Origin of the sequence: Paenisporosarcina sp. OV554, from assembly GCF_003058165.1 — a bacterium.
Taxonomy (GTDB): domain Bacteria; phylum Bacillota; class Bacilli; order Bacillales_A; family Planococcaceae; genus Paenisporosarcina.
Genome location: NZ_QBUC01000008.1, coordinates 109,567 through 130,226 on the forward strand (window position 1 = coordinate 109,567; position 20,660 = coordinate 130,226).

The 20,660-nt window shown below is 40.1% G+C and carries 20 protein-coding genes and 1 riboswitch; of the genes, 3 read left to right on the forward strand and 17 right to left on the reverse strand.

What is annotated here, in order from left to right:
- Positions 1-32: 32 nt before the first annotated feature.
- The 12 genes from C8K15_RS09300 to C8K15_RS09355 form a co-directional block, all read right to left on the reverse strand.
- Complete coding sequence (locus C8K15_RS09300; protein WP_108586131.1) at positions 33-431, reverse strand: bifunctional adenosylcobinamide kinase/adenosylcobinamide-phosphate guanylyltransferase; 399 nt, start codon at positions 429-431, stop codon at positions 33-35.
- Complete coding sequence (locus C8K15_RS09305; protein ID WP_108586132.1) at positions 371-979, reverse strand: histidine phosphatase family protein; 609 nt, start codon at positions 977-979, stop codon at positions 371-373. The genes C8K15_RS09300 and C8K15_RS09305 overlap by 61 nt, the downstream gene beginning before the upstream one ends.
- Positions 952-1,740, reverse strand: coding sequence for an adenosylcobinamide-GDP ribazoletransferase (cobS, locus tag C8K15_RS09310; protein WP_233260426.1), 789 nt, complete (start codon positions 1,738-1,740; stop codon positions 952-954). The genes C8K15_RS09305 and cobS overlap by 28 nt, the downstream gene beginning before the upstream one ends.
- Positions 1,704-2,537, reverse strand: coding sequence for a cobyric acid synthase (locus tag C8K15_RS09315; protein ID WP_108586134.1), 834 nt, complete (start codon positions 2,535-2,537; stop codon positions 1,704-1,706). The genes cobS and C8K15_RS09315 overlap by 37 nt, the downstream gene beginning before the upstream one ends.
- Before the next feature lie 13 nt (positions 2,538-2,550).
- Positions 2,551-3,117, reverse strand: coding sequence for a bifunctional adenosylcobinamide kinase/adenosylcobinamide-phosphate guanylyltransferase (locus C8K15_RS09320; RefSeq protein WP_108586135.1), 567 nt, complete (start codon positions 3,115-3,117; stop codon positions 2,551-2,553).
- Positions 3,099-4,169 (reverse strand): pyridoxal phosphate-dependent aminotransferase, encoded by a 1,071-nt coding sequence (locus C8K15_RS09325; RefSeq protein WP_108586136.1) that lies wholly within the window; start codon positions 4,167-4,169, stop codon positions 3,099-3,101. Before C8K15_RS09325 ends, C8K15_RS09320 begins: the two co-directional genes overlap by 19 nt.
- Complete coding sequence (gene cbiB, locus C8K15_RS09330) at positions 4,156-5,112, reverse strand: adenosylcobinamide-phosphate synthase CbiB (protein ID WP_108586137.1); 957 nt, start codon at positions 5,110-5,112, stop codon at positions 4,156-4,158. Before cbiB ends, C8K15_RS09325 begins: the two co-directional genes overlap by 14 nt.
- A 2-nt stretch (positions 5,113-5,114) precedes the next feature.
- Positions 5,115-6,581 (reverse strand): adenosylcobinamide amidohydrolase, encoded by a 1,467-nt coding sequence (locus C8K15_RS09335; protein ID WP_108586138.1) that lies wholly within the window; start codon positions 6,579-6,581, stop codon positions 5,115-5,117.
- Between the two features lie 2 nt (positions 6,582-6,583).
- Positions 6,584-7,579, reverse strand: a complete 996-nt coding sequence (locus tag C8K15_RS09340; RefSeq protein WP_108586139.1) for a FecCD family ABC transporter permease — start codon at positions 7,577-7,579, stop codon at positions 6,584-6,586.
- The gene (locus tag C8K15_RS09345; protein WP_108586140.1) at positions 7,572-8,540 is read right to left on the reverse strand and encodes an ABC transporter substrate-binding protein; all 969 of its coding nucleotides are present in this window, start codon (positions 8,538-8,540) and stop codon (positions 7,572-7,574) included. Before C8K15_RS09345 ends, C8K15_RS09340 begins: the two co-directional genes overlap by 8 nt.
- A 152-nt stretch (positions 8,541-8,692) precedes the next feature.
- Positions 8,693-8,885, reverse strand: a riboswitch (cobalamin riboswitch).
- Between the two features lie 569 nt (positions 8,886-9,454).
- The gene (gene argS / locus C8K15_RS09350; RefSeq protein WP_108586141.1) at positions 9,455-11,122 is read right to left on the reverse strand and encodes an arginine--tRNA ligase; all 1,668 of its coding nucleotides are present in this window, start codon (positions 11,120-11,122) and stop codon (positions 9,455-9,457) included.
- Positions 11,119-11,541, reverse strand: a complete 423-nt coding sequence (locus C8K15_RS09355) for a YwiB family protein (protein WP_108586142.1) — start codon at positions 11,539-11,541, stop codon at positions 11,119-11,121. The genes argS and C8K15_RS09355 overlap by 4 nt, the downstream gene beginning before the upstream one ends.
- A gap of 188 nt (positions 11,542-11,729) precedes the next feature.
- Between C8K15_RS09355 and C8K15_RS09360 the strand changes: the two genes are divergently transcribed.
- Positions 11,730-12,827, forward strand: coding sequence for a GGDEF domain-containing protein (locus C8K15_RS09360; RefSeq protein ID WP_108586143.1), 1,098 nt, complete (start codon positions 11,730-11,732; stop codon positions 12,825-12,827).
- A gap of 224 nt (positions 12,828-13,051) precedes the next feature.
- Here the strand turns inward: C8K15_RS09360 and speB are convergent, their stop codons facing one another.
- A complete protein-coding gene (gene speB / locus C8K15_RS09365; protein WP_108586144.1) occupies positions 13,052-13,927 on the reverse strand; it encodes an agmatinase in 876 nt (291 codons plus the stop codon).
- A 3-nt stretch (positions 13,928-13,930) separates the two neighbouring features.
- Positions 13,931-14,764, reverse strand: a complete 834-nt coding sequence (speE, locus tag C8K15_RS09370; RefSeq protein WP_108586145.1) for a spermidine synthase — start codon at positions 14,762-14,764, stop codon at positions 13,931-13,933.
- Between the two features lie 287 nt (positions 14,765-15,051).
- On the opposite strand from speE, the gene C8K15_RS09375 reads away from it, so the two are divergent.
- Entirely contained in the window at positions 15,052-17,145 is a 2,094-nt protein-coding gene (locus C8K15_RS09375) for a transglycosylase domain-containing protein (protein ID WP_108586146.1), read from the forward strand.
- 397 nt (positions 17,146-17,542) lie between these two features.
- On the opposite strand, the gene C8K15_RS09380 is transcribed toward C8K15_RS09375, so the two are convergent.
- The gene (locus C8K15_RS09380; RefSeq protein WP_108586147.1) at positions 17,543-18,058 is read right to left on the reverse strand and encodes a YwhD family protein; all 516 of its coding nucleotides are present in this window, start codon (positions 18,056-18,058) and stop codon (positions 17,543-17,545) included.
- Between the two features lie 67 nt (positions 18,059-18,125).
- Between C8K15_RS09380 and C8K15_RS09385 the strand changes: the two genes are divergently transcribed.
- A complete protein-coding gene (locus tag C8K15_RS09385; protein ID WP_108586148.1) occupies positions 18,126-18,311 on the forward strand; it encodes a 2-hydroxymuconate tautomerase in 186 nt (61 codons plus the stop codon).
- 354 nt (positions 18,312-18,665) lie between these two features.
- On the opposite strand, the gene C8K15_RS09390 is transcribed toward C8K15_RS09385, so the two are convergent.
- Both C8K15_RS09390 and C8K15_RS09395 read right to left on the reverse strand, forming a co-directional pair.
- The gene (locus tag C8K15_RS09390; protein WP_108586149.1) at positions 18,666-19,172 is read right to left on the reverse strand and encodes a YwgA family protein; all 507 of its coding nucleotides are present in this window, start codon (positions 19,170-19,172) and stop codon (positions 18,666-18,668) included.
- Between the two features lie 18 nt (positions 19,173-19,190).
- Positions 19,191-20,495 carry an HD domain-containing protein gene (locus C8K15_RS09395; RefSeq protein WP_108586150.1) on the reverse strand — a complete coding sequence of 435 codons (1,305 nt, stop codon included), beginning with the start codon at positions 20,493-20,495 and terminating at the stop codon, positions 19,191-19,193.
- Between the last annotated feature and the right edge of the window lie 165 nt (positions 20,496-20,660).

The following is a 20,660-nucleotide window of genomic DNA, read 5'->3' on the forward strand; positions in this document are numbered from 1 at the left end:
CAATGTCCCCCTTTAAGAGATGGTTTGAAAAGCTATTTTAATGATTCTGTTAAGCCGTACCAAATACGCGTAACGTTTGTTGCTTCCTTAAAAATCTGTTGGAATAACCTGCCACACCGATCTCTAAGCTCACGCGTTTCTGCAACTATCGGTACTATTCCACGTCCATTTTCTGTCACAATCACTATGACATCACTTTGTGAGCGATATGTATTTAATGTTTCCATGAAATCTTCAATGACCAGTTCTTCCGGTCTGTTTAAATGATGCTCAACAAAAGCTTCTACTCCAGCAAGAACTATTGTCTGCGCACTCGCTTTTGGCAAATCCTGATAATCTGCACATTCAATCCATTGCACATCTCGTTCAACTACGAGTTGTCTGACATACGCTCGCTTTCCGTTATTCGCTCCACCGATATAGACTTGCATCTTTTTTCCTCCTCAAAGCATTTACGACTATCCCAGCGTAATGTCCATTTGTCCCCATGTTTGACATTCCATAACCAAAAATTCCGCTCATCAGGCGCAAACTTATAGAGCATAAAACGAATAGGTCCACCATGTGTTACTACAATTGGTTGATTGCAAGGAATACTTTTCAGACCAGTGAGCACGCGTGTAGCCATTTGGTGTAAAAACTCACCGTTCGGCGGAGATACTAGATCTGGATTAGACAGCCACTTTTGATAGATGAAGTCTTCCTTTAAGTCCTCATAAGTCTTTAGCTCCCAGTCACCAAATGACATCTCACGAAAAGCTTGTGAACCTTGGTAGGTTGATTTTGGAGAAAAAAGGGCAGCCGTTTGTTGGCATCGTTTTAGGTCACTTCCGTAAATAATCTTTGGGGACAAAATGGCTTGATTATTTACATAGGACGACTGGTTAATTGATTCATCACTCCATCCAATGTAGCGACGTTCAACATTTGCTAAGGTCGGTAGATGCCGTATTAAAGTAAGATGAAAATCAATAGCCATAATACAACTTCCATCCCTTCAACAAAAGCACCCGAGACATCTCCCGTGACCCCTCCGAAATGTTTTTTCGTCCAAAGTTTATATACATGTGCACAAATGAATAGTGCAACTAAAGTGGTGATGGCAACTAACACAGCTCCTCCAACAATAACGATAAATCCAACAGCTGTAGCAATCGAGATCCAGATGGCTATTAGTAACGCTTGACTGTGAAAACGTTTTTTAAAGAAAGCAGCTAGCCCCTTATCTCTTGCTTCAGGTGTAATGATAAAGAAGTAAACCATTCCTACTCTCGCTAAAAATGGGATGACCACTAACCATTGCCAGCTCATGCCGTCCTGTGTAATTATTTCAGTGAGCAAAATTATTTTCCCCACAATAAGAAATAGTAAAGCCATGGTTCCAAAAGCACCTATCCGTGGGTCAGCTAAAATCTCATGACGTTTATCTTGATTACGATAAGAAAAAAAGGCATCACTCGTATCAGCAAATCCATCTAGATGTAGTCCACCTGACAGCACAATACCGATTAACACGATGGTAAATGCTAAAAAAAGAGGACTTGCATCAAGAGATAACCAAACAATTGAAGTGATCAGTCCGAATGCTCCCCCAATCCAGGGGAGAGTGGCAAACATGATCGTTACTGACTTCCGATTCATATTCAGTTCTTTATTAATTGGGAAAATGGTGAAAAATTGCAGCGCAAGTAAAACTCCGCGCATCATGGTCCCTTCACCATATTCTTTATTTTTGCCCAATCGAGATGGGATGCAACGTGAAGTGCCCATTCATCATATTTATCTTCACCAGACTTATTTGCAATTGAATCGTGTTGCGTAATTAAAGAATCTTCCTCTTCAATTTCGTGGTTATCCATAAATGGAATAACGCCGAGAACTGGAATTCCTGTGTAGGACTCAATAAATGATACGCCCTCCTGAAACAATTCCTTATCTCCACGAAACTTATTAATAATAAGGCCCTTTACACGATTCCGATGATTTGGAGCCAATAATTCCAGAGTCCCAACGATTGTTGCAAAAACTCCACCACGTTCAATATCAGCAACAAGCAATACTGGCACATCCGCTAAATCAGCAATTCTCATATTGACAAGTTCTCGGTCAGTTAAGTTTACTTCGACCGGACTTCCTGCTCCTTCTAACACAACTACATCATAGTGCTCACTCACAAACGCAAGCGATTGTTTAATGACTGTCAAACCCTGATCATAAAAAGATTCACGATAAGCTGTCCCGGACATTTCCTCCACTTTTTCACCCAACATCCATACTTCAGAAGACATATGTCCAGAGGGCTTTAATAAAATAGGGTTCATTTGTGGAAGAGGTAGAACTTTTGCCGCTTCTGCCTGTGCAAATTGAGCGGTACTGATTTCTAATCCATTACCTATTTTTGTAGAAAAGGTCGACATATTTTGAGATTTAAATGGTGCTACATGGAAACCATCATTTGCAAATAACCGACAAAGTGCTGTACAAATCATGCTCTTACCAACGTTGGATGCTGTCCCTTGTATCATGATTCCGTTCATATGTATTCCCCCCTTACTTCCACTTCTTTGCTAGTCCATATGTAAGTTCATATGCATAATCACTCTCTTTGACGAGCCACTGATGGAGCCTTCCTAGCCATTGCTGATAGAGCACTACATCTGGAATTCTCGACAAAGGTTCATCTAAAACTTCATTTGAGATGACGACTAAAGTGGTTCCGTTCTTTAGCAACGAATAAATCGTTTCATGGAAACGTCTCTCTTTTTCTTCCATGCAGTTTTCACGTTTAAAACACGGATCATCCATTGCCCATCCTTCGTACAGTTCGTTGGCTAACCACGTAGTGATGCAGTCCATCAGAACCCCATCACCAGGTCGGATGTGTGGCAGAATTTCTTCTATTTTACGAGGTTGTTCTATAGTCAGCCAGTTGTTTTTATAGTCTTTTCGATCCTGTTGATGGCGTTTTATACGTTGTTCCATTTCACTGTCAGAAGCAACGCCAGTCGCGAGATAGATTAGTCGCGAACACGAGCGATTCATTAACCATTCTTCAGCAAAACCCGTCTTTCCACTTCGTACACCGCCAGAAATAAATGTTAGCGTGCCTCGAACCATACTGTTAACTCCTTTTTAAGGATTTCCATATCTTCTGCGGTCTTCATACCAATTCTGTACCATCGACCGTCAAGTCCATGAAAATTCTCGGTATGTCTTAAAACCAACCCTTGTCTTAAAAAGTATTGGAAAAATTCACTGTTTGGATGTTGTAACTTGAATAATAAAAAGTTGGCTTGTGATTGTGTTACTTCGCAGCCTTTTGATTTTAGAAAAGCACTCATGTCGAGAAGCATGTTTTGGCTATGAAGAATCGTTTTTTGTCTGTACTCTTCATCTTTTAATACGAGTGAACCTATTTCAGCTGCAATCCTATTCACATTCCAATGAGGTGCCAGTTGTTGAATTTCCTTGACTATGGAAGGGGCAGTTACCATGTATCCTAGCCTTAGACCAGGCATTGCGTACATTTTTGTCATTGAGCGAACTATAATCAAATGACAAAAATTAATGTCAGAAATTAAAGATGACTGTTCTGAAATGAAATCAATGAAGGCTTCATCCAACACAATGTCACAGTTTGTTTTTTTCGCGTATGCTACCAAATCAATTAACACTTTGCGTGTTGGCAATGTCCCAGTTGGGTTATTCGGTGTACATAAGTAAAGGACATCAGCTTGATGCATATGCATTTTTATTTCATCAATCGGGTATTCACCTGTTACGATTTCAGTCATGTGCAAGTTCACAATTTCCACATTTCGTGCTTTCAATGTCGTTTCATATTCAGAGAAAGTTGGGTGAACGATTATTGCTCGTTTGCCTCTATACTTTTGCGCAAGCAATGAAAATATTTCTGCGGCTCCATTTGCAACGAATATGGAGTCAGGTGAAATGTTGTGATACTCAGCAACTGCTGTTCGAAAAGGTTCACCAAGTGGATCTGGATACCCCATCATAAACGGTTTGAATTTGTGCCAGTTAGTTTGTATTGATTCAGGAGGTCCGAATGGATTGACGTTTTCACTAAAGTCTATTATTCGATCGGGAGGGTTAATTCCCAAACTTTTAAATAAATGATGTGGATTTGCGCCATGGTTAGGTAATGTCACGTAAAACACCCCCGATAACAATCATCATTAGCCAAAACAGAAATATAGCGATATGCATTTGACGGATTGTATATAAAATATGAATTGCTCGAAGCGGGTTTTCTGAAATTCCCATCCGTGGACGGTTAGAAGGAATTCCTTTATACATATTAAGACCTCCCAGTTGCACACCAAGTTGACAGGCAGTCGCAGCTTCCAAGTACCCACTATTTGGGCTTGGATGCTTTTTGGCATCTTTCCACCAATTAGCAAATCGAGTGCGAAGGGATTGTTTACTGTAATTTTTTGTCCATAGCAGGATGATATAGCCTGTGACTCTGCTCGGAATATAGTTCAACACATCATCCATTTTGGCAGAAGCATAACCAAAGTCTTGAAACTTCTCATTTTCGTGACCCACCATCGAATCTAAAGTATTCACTGCTTTATATAACCAAAGCCCAGGTGCTCCGAAAAGAAATGCAAAGAAAAGTGGAGCTGTTATCCCGTCACTCGTATTTTCAGAGACAGTTTCTACCACAGCACGTGTAATTTCTGATTCGGATAACTTTTCAGTATCGCGACCGACAATCCATGATAGTTTCATTCTAGCTTCTCTCAAATCACCATTAACTAGTGGTTGATAAACGGACATCGCCGCGTCTTTCAAACTTTTTTGGGCAAACCCTATTGCACACAAAATACTTTCAACAACGATTCCAAAAATAAAGTGAATCTTGTATGCTGTGAACACCACAGTAAATACGCTAGTGAATGTAACCGCAACAACCGATATCAACAGGATTATACCTTTGACTTTGCGATGTCTGCCTTTATTCAACAAAGTTGTTAATTTTGTTATAAAGCTTCCAATCCATCGAACTGGGTGTGTCCAATTAGGTGGATCACCTATTATTCGATCAAGGAGTAAGCCAAAAGTAAGCGCGATGATATGAGCAGACATACTTACATTCCTTTCGCTACTTTATAGCGTTTGATAGCTAGCGTAGTACACTCGAAAACGCCCCGTCCGATACATTTCCCTAGCTCTGTAATAGGTCCAGCATACGGTAAAAGTTCCCCTTTTTGAGTAGCCGCTACAAGTAAACTATCCGTGGATGTTCCAGTTGCAAGTGTATTTGTTATCGAGTCTCTTACATCTTCGTTTTGAAGAGCTTTTGTTTTTGCTTCTGTCGCTGTAATCATGGCTTGAATGAATGCTTCGTCCGATAATTTTCCATTAACGATAATCCAGGTATTAATCGTACCGACATAAGGTTCATCTTCGCGTTCAAATGCTTTTGACACATCCACTGCATTCCCAACGCCTGCTGTAACTGCAATGATAATGGATCCAAATGTTCCATTATACTCTTCAATGACCACATGTTTAGTTTGAACAGCTGTCATCATTCCCACTGTATCTGTTGTAGAAAATCCTTGTTCTTGTAAATAATCAAACATCTCTTTTATGCTATCGTCACATTCGTAATCAGCTTTCACATGACGATTAACAAACGTACGGAACCAACCAAACCCCGCATTTACAACAGCTGATGAAACTGTTTTTAATGGGACGTTTGCTTGCATGACCACATACTCATTTGACACTGCAAAATTGTCTTTCTTAATGATGTGCTCCACCTGCACCTCACTCAAATTAGGCAATAATGTGATTTGTGGTTTCGGTTGTTCTGGATGTGGGTGGCTTCTTACCCGAGCTTTGTAGACACTTTCTAGCTGTTTTTGTTTTAGCGCCGCATGCGGTTCACCAATTATTTTCACTTCTCCATCTTCCATTAGTAACAACCGGTCGCAATACAAGGAAGCTAAATTTATGTCATGAAATACTGAGATGATTGTTAATCCATTCTTAGTGGCTTGCATTCTAATCGTGTCCAACAATTGTTGTTGATGTGCAATGTCTAAATGGTTTGTTGGCTCATCCAGTAATAACACTTTTGCTTGCTGCGCAAGTGCTTGGGCCACAAAAACACGTTGTTGTTCTCCTCCAGAAAGCTGATCGAGATAGACATGCTCATACATTTTTACGTCGGTTAGCTGCATTGCATCTTGAATTGCTTGCTCATCTTTCTCAGACCAAGATGAAAAGAATCCACTTTGATGAGGGTATCTCCCAAGAGAAATCGTGTCCCGCACTGTATATGAAAAAGCATGTGCGTGTAATTGAGGTAGCACAGCCATATGCTTAGCGAGTTCTTTTGTAGTATATGTTTCGATTGGTTTGCTACCTAATTTGACCGTACCTGCTTTCAAAGGAAGTACACCACTAATGATTTTCAGCAAGGTCGACTTGCCACTCCCATTTGGACCTAAAATCCCAAGAACTTCCCCTTTAACAACATGAAAAGACACGTCTTTTACAACAGGTGCGTCGTGATAACCACCTGTTAATCCTTCGACTTTTAGCATGATTACGCACCCACCTTTCTTCGTTGTTTCCAAAAAATAAACGCAAACACTGGTGCACCAATGAAGGCTGTAATTACGCCTATTGGTAGCTCAGACGGTGAAATAATTATTCGTGACACTAAGTCACAAATAATGAGTAATGAAGCACCATTTATAAATGATAAGGGTAATACATGACGATGATCCGATCCCCACAACATACGTGTCATATGTGGCACGACGAGACCAACAAAGCCAATGGTTCCAGAAACCGATACCGCAGCACCAGTTAAAATCGAACCTCCTGTTAAAATCATCATTTTACGTCGTTTCACATTTACACCTAAATGCATGGCACGTTCCTCGCCAAAAACTAATGCATTTAGCTCGCGTCGATTTAGCCATAATAGTAAAAAACCGATCGTCATAAACGGTAATGCCATTGTGACATAGGGCCAACCTCGCATTGACACACTACCAAGCAACCAGCCAATAATTTGACGGAGCTCTTCACCTGAAAGTGAAACCATAAGAGAGATGACAGATCCCAAAAATGAACTAAATATTATTCCTGTGAGAATGATCGTTTCCATCTTCATCGCGCGGTCTATGAGCTTGGCAAAACTCATAACAGTAACCATCGTTAAAAAAGCGCCGAGCATACTGAAGACTGGCAATGTGAACAAGCCTAGAAAGGGTACAGAAATTCCGAAAAAGAGTGTCACCACGGCGCCAACTGAGGCACCGGACGACACTCCTAACGTATATGGATCAGCTAATGGATTTTTCAACAATCCTTGGAAAGCCGCTCCCGCTATAGCAAGTGAAGCGCCAACTAAACCAGCTAGTACAACACGAGGCATGCGAATATTCCAAAGGATGTTTGACGCAGCTTCATCCAAGTCCGGATTCCATAACACTTGCACCGGAATCGATACTGATCCAACCGTTACCCCAACCAACACTGCAGCAATCAGTACGAAGAAAGAAGCTACATATGCAAACCAGGTTTTACTCACTGAAGACCTCAGGATGAATTGCTTTTGCCAATTCTAATAAACCTTCAGTTAAACGAGGACCTTGACGGCTTGTCGTATCAGCATCCACATCTATTACTGCTTTGTTTTTAACAGCTGTAACTGTGCCAAATCCTTCACGAGTTAAGACTTGCTCCGCTGCATTTGGTACATAATTACCGTAAGTTGTTAATATTACATCCGGATTACGTTTAACAATTTCTTCAGGGTCCATCATAATCCAACCTTCTTGATCTGATGCTATATTTTCCGCATTCAAAATCTCGATCATTTCATTCATAAACGTGTTATTACCTGCTGTATAAATTTCTGGAGCTGGAGATACTTCCGTAAATACTTTTTTCTTCTCTTTAATGGTTGAAGCCTTTTCTTGAATTGTTGCTACTTCATCCTTCATTGTTTGTACCATTTCTTCCGCTTCTTTATTCATATCTGTCGCTTGTCCAATAGTCGCCATCGTGTCATACACTTCATCAAAGCTAACTGCAGATTTCACAACATAAACGTTTAACCCTGCATCACGCATTTGTTTAATTCCAGCGTCACCTACTCCAAGACCTGATTCATGTGCAAGTACTAAATCTGGATTTAAAGAAATAATTTTTTCTACATTAAATTCTTGTCCACCAATTTTTTCTTTAGAAGCAACTTCTTCTGGGTAGTTATCGTAATCTGAAACTCCCACTATTTTTTCTTCTAAGCCAAGAGCATACAAAATTTCTGTATTGCTTGGAATCATTGAAACGATTGCTTTTGGTGCTTCTTCTAATGTGATTTCATTATCAGTGACATCCTTAATTGTTAGAGGAAATTGTGAAGCCTCTTGTCCAACTTCTGTTTCAGTTGTTTTGCTGTCTACAGTTTCCGCTTTTTCTTGCCCACATGCTGTTAATAAGATCGCTGCAAGCGCAGTTGCGAGCCATAATTGCCAAATCTTCTTCATCTTTGTATTCCTCCTCGATATGTTGTGTTCATTGATGTGTCTTAAGACACAAAAAAATCCTCCGCGAGTCGTCGGAAGATGGTTGGTTGAATATTTGCTTTTGCTAAAATGAGCACGAGCTGATTCACACCATTCCTATCCTCGTAGGGTTGCTGAGTGTTCGCACGTAGGCAGGTCTCCTGGCTTGTGATTAGTGGATTAGTGCGTCTTCCCAAAGCAATGTGTGTGCTTCAGTGACTTGATGCGCTTTCCTCTCACATACAGTGGCGGGACCGCGTCGGAGTTGAACCGACTTCCCTTTTAACTCTGCGATTGAAGCAGAGCACCTTCGTGTTGGGGCTATGTAATTCATTTTCATTATACATGAATTCCTTTAAGTGTCGAGAAGGTTTTTAGTAAACTCTAGCGGAACACTTTGTAGCATGACTATGTGTGATATGTTTTTGTCTTTCCTGTTGTAACTTGATATAGCGGATACTACTACGTTTATTTTATATTTGTAACACTTGGTCTATTATTACGTACTTTAACTGGCGGCACTTGGTTAAAACGAGTTCAAGAAATCGCACAAAAAAGTGCGTCTCCATTTATTATGGAAACGCACCTTGAATGAGGAATAATAGATCACTTATTATTTACTGTTTTTCGGATTCAGTTTACTGTGTCATGATAAGCCACACAAAAAACCCTTTCCATGTGAATAAAGATGAAGGCTACGTAGCCATACGTGTAGGCACTTCCTGGGTGCTTCCCCCTCTCTTCCTTATTCATTAGGAGGGTGTAGCACGTTGGCTTTCCAAAGCTCCCCGGAAACCTGAGTGATAAAGTTCAATTGCTTTTGCATTCTTATCATTATTCGGCAAACAAAAACAGCCATTTCACATCTAACTTGTGAAATGGCTGTTGTTAATTTTCTACATTTTTTCTGGAGCGCTTACGCCGATTAGACGAAGTGCATTTGCTATGGTTGTGCGGACTGCAGTGATGAGAGCAAGTCTTGCACGGGTCATATCTTCGTTCGAAGCATCTAATACTTTTTCAGCATTGTAGAAGCTATGGAAAGTTGCTGCTAGTTCTTGAATGTATGTTGCCAGGCGGTGTGGAGAGCGAATTTTCGCTGCATCTGCCACGACTTGTGGGAAGTCGCCCACTTTCTTTAAGACATCGATTTCTTTTTCAGCTTGCAGCAAGTTTAGTTGATCCTCTGAAGCACTGAATCCTTGTTCTGCTGCAGAGCGCAAAATTGAGCTAATACGTGCATGTGCATATTGTGCGTAGAACACAGGGTTTTCGTTCGATTGTGAAACTGCTAAATCTAAATCGAAGTCCATATGTGAATCACCAGAACGCATGGCGAAGAAGTAACGAACAGCGTCTAAGCCAACCTCTTCTACAAGTTCACGCATGGTAACAGCTTTACCTGTACGTTTGCTCATTTTCATTTTTTCGCCGTCTTTGTACAATTGCACCATTTGTATAATGCTGACTTCAAGTGTATCGTTACCGTTTCCAAGTGCTTGAATTGCGGCTTTCATACGCGGAATGTAACCGTGGTGATCAGCACCCCAAATGTTGATTAACTTTTCAAAACCACGCGCAATTTTATCTTCATGATACGCAATATCAGGTGTTAAATAAGTAAATGAACCGTCATTTTTAATGAGTACACGGTCTTTGTCGTCACCAAATGTTGTTGAACGGAACCAAGTCGCGCCTTCTTCTTCAAAGACGTGACCATTTGCACGTAATTTATCTAGAGCCACTTCTATCTTGCCGTTTTCATATAAAGAAGTTTCTGAGTACCATTCATCAAAATTAACACGAAAATCAGCTAAATCTTGTTGTAATTTAGCAAGTTCTACTTTCAGACCATGTGAGCGGAAGAATGCAAAACGCTCTTCGGCAGATTTCTCAAGTAACGCTTCACCATGCTCATTTGCCATAGCTTGGGCAATTTCAATAATGTCTTTGCCATGATAGCCATCTTCCGGCATTTCTGCGTCTTGACCTAGAGCTTGCTTATAGCGAGCTTCTAATGAGTACGCTAGGTTGTTTATTTGGTTACCTGCATCGTTAATATAGTATTCGCGTGAAACGTTATAGCCTGCATAATCCAGGACATTACATAAAGAATCACCGACAGATGCACCACGAGCATGACCTAAATGCAAGTCGCCTGTTGGATTAGCTGATACAAACTCTACTTGAATCTTTTGATTCCCACCCGCATTTGAACGACCATAATCAGCACCTTGTGCAAGCACTGCTTTTACTACATCAGCTAAGTAATCCTTACGAATCGAAATATTCATAAATCCAGGACCAGCTATCTCGATTTTCTCGATAACTGTACCTGATGTTTCAAGATTTTCTAGAATCGCTTCTGCTATCGCACGAGGTGGTTTTTTAGCAAGTTTCGTTAGCTGCATGGCAATATTGGTTGCGTAATCACCGTTCGCTTTGTCGCGAGGGGCTTCTAAATGAATGGCTGGAAGGCCTTCTGTGTCTGTTAATTGTGCTTTTAAAATAGCTTGTTGTAACGCTTCTTTTATGGATTGTTGAACTTGTTCTACTGCGTTCATTGCGATCCCTCCGTGTAATGAAATTCGAGTGTGTATTCGCCAACGGGTTGTCCGCTCACGGTTAAATCATATTGAACGACAAAATTTCCATCGTTTTTATTTTTTTCAAACGCTATTTTTCGCGTCATGGTCGAAACCATTAATACGCCATATTCGCTCTCATAACTGCCTGTCTGTTGTGAATTCTCCAAGAACGGAAGTCGCATATTTACTCCGCCACTTCGCAAAACGAGTGCTTCTGTTTCGCCCATTTTGACGGTGGTGTTAATTTTATTATTGTCTTGCATTTCTTCATATTTTAAATAAGAATTTCCTCTTTTTTCAATAATAGTGCCAGATGCCCATAATTCATAAATTTCCGGTTCTTCGTTAGGTTGCCGAATGGTCGTTTTTAACTTTACTTTTACTTGTGTGTTCAAGACAAGTCCACCCGCTTCCTTTTGTATGATTTCAATATAACCTTTTTATTATAAGGCATTTTACCCCTTCATTTCAAATAACGTTTTATTATCGGTTTTCATATCACTTTACCTATAAAAAAATTTCCGCAATTGTATTTTTATGTATGATATACTGACGCTAGAATTTTGTTTGGGAGGCGAAAGTCATGCTTTTCGATTTGCTGATAAATTTTTGTATCTTATTTACTTTTGCCGTCTTATCTTACTGGCCCTTTCAAGATACTGTACGCTCTAATTTTCCGTTTCTGAAAGCTCATCCGTATATTATTGGAATTATGTCCGGTCTAGCTGGCTTTATTTTAATGGAATCGTCTGTTGACTTGTCAGATACGATTATGGTTGATGCCAGACATGTTGTGATTGTCATTGCCGGAATTTTGGGAGGACCTATAGCTCCTATTATTAGTGGACTTATTATTGGTTTAGCGCGTATTTTTATGACGGATGCTGTCACGATCCCAGGTCTTCTTGGAGGGTTAAATGTGAGCGTTTTGGGGATTGTTATAGGATTATTTAGTTTTAAATATCCGATGACCTTCAAAAATGCTCATCGTTATTTTTATTATGCAACCGCTCAAACTGCAGTACTAATTGCCATCTTAATTCATCAAACAACTACTAATTATTTGCATATTGTGTATTTTATTTTATACTCAGCCTTCTCATTCTTTACGGTATTATTTATTCTAATCGAGTTAAACGGCCATTTTAAGAAATTTCGACATACTGAATTGTTGGCGGAAACAGATTATTTAACTGGTCTTTATAATAACCGTAAGTTTGAGCAACTGACACATTCCTACATAACGGATTCAACGAAACCATTCAGTATGATTTCAATAGACATTGATCACTTTAAGAAAGTGAACGATCTTTATGGACATCCGATTGGTGATGAAATTTTGAAAGAACTTGGAGCTCGACTAAAAAACCTAGTCTCTTCGCGGGAAGGATACGTTACTCGAAACGGTGGCGAACAATTTGTTGTGTTACTGCCAAATTCTCCTCCTGCCATGGGGCTTGATTTAGGTGAACGCATTCGCTCAAGTATTGCACGGAGCCCTTTCCCAGTTTCAGATAATCAACAAGAACAAGTGACCATTACCGTCTCAATCGGTGTCAGTTCATATCCTGATAATGGAATGACTATTCAAGAACTTTATAGTGCTGCAGATACAGCTATGTATGAAGCGAAAGCGATTGGTCGTAATCGTGTTTTCCACTACACAAATAGAAAAGCGTGATGCTCTCATTATTGAGAAGCATCACGCTTTTTCTATATCATCCGTCGAATGCGTGGAACTTTACCATACAATTATTAATACTTGTGAAGGATTCTAGTCTCTATACACTGTCTAGTTCCAAGCGCCAGCTCGCACCTAAGCTTCAGTAACTCATGCGGAAACAGGTTTCCGATTCGTTCCTTCCAACACCGGTGTCGGGCTAGATTGACGCTCTCCACTTTTCTTTATTTTAACCAACCTAATAGCATTTCACGAATTAATTTGCTCGCCGTGTTAGCCGTTTGTTCAGATGAGTCGTAAATTGGAGCAACTTCAACTAAGTCAAAGCCAACAACGTTGACGTCTGATCCAGCGATTGCATGGATAGACGCTAACAACTCACGAGATGTAATACCACCGCAGTCTACTGTTCCAGTACCTGGTGCATGTGCAGGATCAAGTACATCAATATCAATGGTTACATAAACAGGACGACCTGCAAGTGTTGGTAAAATTTCTTTTAATGGCTCGAGTACTTCAAATTTCGAGATGTGCATGCCGTTTTCTTTTGCCCACACGAACTCTTCTTTCATACCTGAACGAATGCCGAATGAATAGACGTTTTTTGGTCCGATATGGTCAGCAATTTTACGAATAGGTGTTGAATGAGAAAGTGCTTCCCCTTCATAAGAAACGCGTAAATCCGTATGTGCATCCATGTGAATAATAGCTAAATCCGGATGTTTTTCCGCTACAGCTTTCATCACTGGCCACGATACTAAATGTTCGCCTCCCATACCAACAGGAATTTTTCCATCTTGCAAAAGTTGGCGAACGAATCCTTCGATGTAATCTATACTTTTCTGTGGGTTTCCGAATGGTAATGGAATATCCCCTGCATCAAAGTATTTTACGTCATCAAGATCACGGTCTAAATAAGGACTATATTCTTCCAAACCAATCGACACTTCACGAATGCGTTGAGGGCCAAATCTTGAACCTGGACGGTAACTAACTGTCCAGTCCATTGGCATGCCATAAATGACAGCTTGTGATTCATCATAATTCGGATGACTTTTTATAAAGACATTTCCTGAATAAGCTTCATCAAATCTCTCCATGTATTATTCCCCCGTTAAATCTTTCACGAACTTCGGTAACACGAATGCCGCCGTATGCAATTCTTTCGTGTAGTATTTCGTGTCGATTTCATGGAAACGTGAATCTTCCACTTTAAGTGGATCGTATTTTTTTGAACCTAATGTGAAACACCATAGACCGCTTGGGTAAGTCGGAATGTTAGCAGTATATAAACGAGTGATAGGGAAAATTTCTTTCACGTCTTTTTGAACTTGCTTGATTAAATCTGGTGTAAACCAAGGGTTGTCCGACTGTGCCACAAAAATTCCATCTTCTTTTAATGCTTTTGAAATGCCTGCATAGAAACCTTTTGAGAACAAGTTCACAGCTGGTCCTACAGGTTCAGTTGAATCCACCATGATGACATCATATTCATTTTCAGCTTTAGCAATGTGCATAAAACCGTCGCCTACTTGTACTTCTACACGTGGGTTTTCTAACTCTGATGCGATTGTTGGTAAATATTTTTTAGAGTACTCGATTACTTTGCCATCGATATCGACAAGTGTTGCTTTCTTCACTTGTGGATGTTTCATAATTTCTCGAATCACGCCACCGTCTCCGCCGCCTACTACTAAGACGTTTTCAGGGTTTGGATGTGTGAATAATGGCACGTGTGCCACCATTTCATGATAAACGAATTCGTCTTTTTCCGAAGTCATTACCATGCCGTCTAGGAATAACATATTGCCCCATTCCGCCGTTTCCGCCATTTCGAGCAATTGGAAATCCGTTTGCTCCGTATGCAAGGTACGGTTCACCTTCATCGTAATGCCAAAATTCTCGGTTTGTTTTTCTGTAAACCAAAATCCAGCCATAATGCATTCTCCTTTACTTACGAGGTTAGTGGATCCGTTCCCGGCATGTAGCGAAAAAGAACGCGGTCTGCCGAAAAACAAATACAGAGAAAGTATAGAGGTTTTTTGTAAAAGTGCAACTGTTTTTTCTTAACAGTCTTATTCAGATTTCATTACGGCGCATTTTATACGCGAAAATTTAATTAAATATACGTATGTTGTTAACTATTTTATCCGAAATCTGCGTTTAATCTGGACATGAAGTTACCATACTACTAAAAACTATCGATGAATGGATTGATGTCAAATTGGGACGAGTTGATTTGAAACTTCAAAAACGAAAACGTCAAAAAATTCGATCCGTTTTTTGGTACCTCCTTGTTTCATTAAGTGCATTATGCACCATTCTGTTAGCATTACGCATTTATGCACAAGTTCTCGGACCTCCTTCACTTGCGGTTTCAAAAGCAACCGTTTTTTTAGATCGTAACAGTCATTCAATAGGAGACCGTTTTGCTGAACAGCGCCGATATTGGGTTGAGTTAGAAGACATGTCCCCATTTATTAGCGAAGCCATTTTGGCAGTGGAAGATCAAGAATTTTATGAGCATAACGGATTTGATTACACACGGATTGCATCTGCCTTATTAAAAGACGTCAAAGCGATGCGAAAAGTTGAAGGCGCAAGTACCATAACCCAGCAGTATGCACGTAATTTGTATTTAACACATGACAAAACGTGGACACGCAAAGCGAAAGAAGCTTTGTATGCATACCGTATGGAAGTTTTTTATGAAAAAGATGTGTTGTTGGAAGGATATTTAAATACGGTGTACTTTGGACACGGTATGTACGGAGTAGAAGCTGCAAGTCGGTTTTATTTTGGTAAGCCAAGTAAGGATTTAACACTAGCTGAATCAGCCTTACTTATTTCCATTCCAAAAGGACCGAGTATCTATTCACCATTGATTAACTCAGAAAATGCATACGAACGACAAAATGTTGTACTTACATTAATGGAATCTCAAAACATGGTGACGACTGAAGCTGTAAAACGGGCAAAAGACGAAAAAATCGTCTTAAAAAATGAAGAATGGAAAGCCACAAAGAGTGTTGCACCGTACTTCTTGGACGAAGCTTGGAAAGAAGCCGAACGAATTTTAAAATCAAAAGGTCGAGCAATTGCAGAAGGTGGCTGGACAATTGAAACAACTTTGGTCACACAACACCAAAAAGTTGCGGAAGAAGTTATTGCCGAGTGGCTACCAAATAATAGCCTTGAAGTTGGGTTTGTCAGTATGGAACCAGAAACTGGCTACGTAACGGCATTAGTCGGCGGTCGTTCTTACTCCAATAGTCCATTTAACCGCGTGACACAAGCGAAGCGCCAACCAGGCTCAACCATTAAACCATTGTTATATGCGGCAGCTCTAGAAGAAGGGTTCTCTCCTTTGACCTTTTTAGAAAGTGAAAAAACGATTTTCACTTATGACGATGGACGCTCTAAATACGAACCTAATAATGTGAACGGTGAGTTTGCGAACCATCCGATTTCGTTAGCGCAAGCACTAGCAATTTCAGATAATATTTATGCCGTGAAAACACTTGAAAAAGTGGGATATAAACCTTTCCGTTCAGTTTTGGAGAGATTAGGTGTGAAAACATCAGCTCAAAATTCTCCCTCCATGGCGCTTGGAACGTCTGAAGTAACATTAAAAGATCTAACAGGTGCTTTTAATAAAATTGCAGGCGGAGGATTGGATCGAAAAATCCAAACTGTGTTATCTATTAAAGATAGCCAAGGCGAAGTGGTATTTGAAGCGAATCCAGCTGAACGTAAAGATGATGACCGCGTGATGTCTAAGGACGATGCATTCATTTTAACTCACTTAATGACGGGCATGTTTGATCCCGTTTTCAATGATTATGCACCTGCAACAGGCTTATCTATTCGAGGGAAACAAACGCGACCATATGCTGCAAAATCAGGAACGACAAATTCAGATCAAGTGTTAGTTGGTTACTCCCCTTCATTAACCGCAGGTGTTTGGAATGGCTATGATGAAGGAAGAGAATTGCAGCTTGCAGAAGATAAACAAACGACAAAAAATATTTGGATCGATTTTATGGAGAAAGCTCATCAAGGCGTTTCGCCTGAACCATTCCTGCCAACCAAAGGTGTGAGTGGCACCATTATTGACATTGAAACTGGTGGATTAGCCGTATCTGAATGTTCGAAGCAAAGATTAGTGTACTTGAAACGGGAAGACATACCGAAGCGATTATGTACAGATCCTAAGCTACAGAAACAGTTAGTAGATGACATTGAAGATAACGAAATGATTGAAATGGATAGTGACGATCCATGGTCAATGTTCCCATTCTCATTCTTTAGGAATTGATATTTTTAATTGAATTGGGGTTTAATCCTTTTCAAATGGTTTTATTCCCTTTGAACTGGAGTTTATTCCTTCTCACAGTAGGTTTATTCCCGTTCACTGTTCAGTGAGGCTTATATTTCTGTTTTATTTCAATAAAAAAAGCTTTCTCTTCCACGGCGAATTAACGTCCGATGGAACAGAAAGCTTTTTTCTTGGTTAGTGCTGACATGAGAAACATGCGGCATTCGGCTTGGGTTTGACACAAATGTCGCATGGCGCTCATGTACAGACACGTTTCCAATTGTCCTAGCTCACCTTTTGCAAGCTATATTTTAAGTGTACTTGCTTTGGTAGATAGATTCAACCTCAGATAAGTCGAGGATGAAAATGTCACAATTTGTACAACTCTTTGACAATATTATACACTTAATGCGTTATGCAGTTTTTCATCACTTCTCGCCCACATTTCAGCGTTGTGTGTTTGTAAAAAGTTTCTCAAGAGCACTTTTGACTCATCGTCCATATGATCAACGATAATGTGGCGTTTCATCGATTTGTCCATGCGATTGACATGGTCAGCAAGAAGTTTGAAGCCGCGTCGTTTTTCACGGTTGATGATCATTTCACACCCTGTAACTCCCGCATAGTAAGGACCATTGGCTTTATGATCAATCGTTACCCAAACGAGCCAAAATAATTTACCACCTTCTGAATCTTGACGATTGGTAGTGAATTTTATGCCCCGCTCCGTATCGCTTCGAGCGTGCATTGCACCGATTTCGACCTTCGCTATTTTTTCCTTGACATCAATAATGACCGGTGAAACATGCTCAAGTGTTAATGAGCCAATTCCAAATCCTCCATGACCATCAGTCGGATCGTTTTTTATAATAGTAAATCCAAGTTTTTGTTTTGGTTTTTCTTCATTTGCCATACGCTATCAACCCCCATTCTGTTATTATAACCAATATACAAAATTTTGTGTAAAAGGAGGAACTCCAATGCCATACGTAACAGTCAAAATGTTAGAAGGCCGCACTGACGAGCAAAAACGTGCACTAGTAGAAAAAGTAACGGCAGCTGTTGCCGAAACAACAAGCGCGCCTGTTGAAAACGTAGTTGTCTTCATCGAAGATATGCCAAAAAACCACTACGCAGTAGCAGGAAAACTATTTAGCGACAACTAAGGTTCGAAGCCGCAAGTACGAGGCTAATGCCTCAACGGCTTCATGACCCACTCTCGTGGGCCCAAGCTCCAAGCGCTACTTTAGGCCGACGCCGGCGCTGGAAACTCCGATTCGAAAGCTTGCTTTCGCATCGGTATGGAAGAAAGGCTAAGTTCGCGACGTCCTGTCGCAACGCCTTCATGACCCACCTCCTGTGGGCCCAAGCTTAGGTGCGGTCTGGCGCTTGTAGCTAGACAAATAGGGTTCCAAGCGGTATTACGAAGCTAATACCTCAACGGCTCTCGTGGGTGCAATTTGTGCTTCGAGCCAAGTTCAAAAAAACTAGGACGGCTCCTTTTTGTGAGCCGTCCTTTTTTAACAAGTTATGACTGTTTGAAGTTCTTCAATAAAAGAAAAAGCTTCTTCTATTTCCTTTTCAGAAAAGTTTAATTTCCCTTTGACAACATGTAATTTTTCGATTTGCTCATCCCTTGGAAGATGATCGAAGTATAGCAATGTTGACACCATCTCAAGAAAGCGTGAACTTTTGATATTTAAGCGCTCAATACAGTGATCGAGATTTTTATGATGACTCGTCATTGTCGATAAAAATTGACGTCCTTCTTCGGTGCATGCATACGTGTATTGTACGTATGAACCCTTATCCTCCATTTTTTCAGATAAAAAAGCCATATTGCACAATTCTTCTACGCGCAAAGTGAGCTCTTCTGAATAAGGGCCGTATATATGAAATTGGTACTTTTCTTGGAATGGAAAGTTCATTTTCTTTGCGATGTACACCATTTTTTGCAATTTTTTACGTCCTGCTACCTCACCAGCAAGTGTAATAAACTGCACGATTTTTGCGTGTTCTTGTAACAATTTAGTCCACCTCCAACTTTAAGCTTCTCCGAGCAATAACTGCAAAATTTGTTTTTTCACAGCTTTTTTCTTCGTATCCTGTGTTAATAAATCTTCTGGGAAATATAATTTATGGTCTGTTCTTCTTTTACCGGAAATGGCCTCAACAATGTCAGAAGACCTCGACAGCTCGCTTAGTTCATTATTCGGCATTAATAAATGAATCGGCACTCGTTCGCCTTCTTCACCCGGACGATAAAAATCATATGGTAAATCGGATGATGAATCGAATACTAAATAATAGGCAGGATTGATCCCTGCTTTTTTAAACAGTTGCTCGAGCTCAGCCAATTTCCGATAGTCTTTTGCAGGATCAAATTCAATGTATTGAAATAAACGACGATTGATAAAACGATCACATAGATCTGAGAGGATTTCATCTTCTTCGTGAACCCACTCTTGAAAATATGTCATAACTATCCCTTCATCCAACGCGATGTAATCAGCTAATGAAAAGGTTTGATTAAAAAACGTTTTGAAATGTCGTGGTTCATATGAAAATTTATAGCCACTTAAACTTAATTCTTTCGCGCGGTGAAGAGCCTTCGTCAAAACCACTTCTGCACTCCTTGAAACCGGATGGAAATACACTTGCCAATACATTTGATAGCGACTCATAATGTAGTCTTCTACCGCATGCATCCCACTTTGTTTAATAACTACTTGATCTTCTCGTGGACGCATTACACGCAAAATACGTTCCATATCAAAATGGCCGTAACTCACACCTGTGTAGTAAGCATCTCGTTGTAAATAATCCATGCGGTCAGCATCGATTTGGCTAGAAATTAAGCTCACTGCTAGTTTATTGGTATATGTCTTGGCAATAACGTCAGACACATGTTGTGGAAATTCAGGTGATACACGCTTCAAAATTTCGTTAACTTCCGTATCTCCTAGCAAAATTGCTTGAGTGAATTTCTCATGATCAAGATCAAAAACGTGTTCAAACGCATGGGAAAATGGACCATGGCCGAGGTCATGAAGAAGAGCTGCACAAAGAACGACCAGTCGTTCTGACTCATCCCACTCTGGACGACCTTTGAAGATATCATCAATAATGCGTCTTACAACTTCGTATACACCAAGAGAATGATTAAAGCGACTATGTTCAGCCCCATGGAACACAAGATAAGTTGTGCCGAGCTGTTTAATCCGTCGTAATCGCTGAAATTCACGTGCTCCGATTAAATCCCAAATGACTTGGTCACGTACATGAATATAACGGTGAACCGGGTCTTTGAATACTTTTTCTTCAGCTAACTTTTGTGTTGCATAATTCACGTGAACACCCCATTTCAATAGAAAACAGAAATCGCCATTTTAGCTCGAAAATGTGACACTTTATTAATATAATAAATCTTATATATACCTTTTAGTAGAAAGAAAAAACCACCTTCCGGAAAGGCGGTAAAAGTATGAGAATTTATATAAACTGTTGTTACGAGA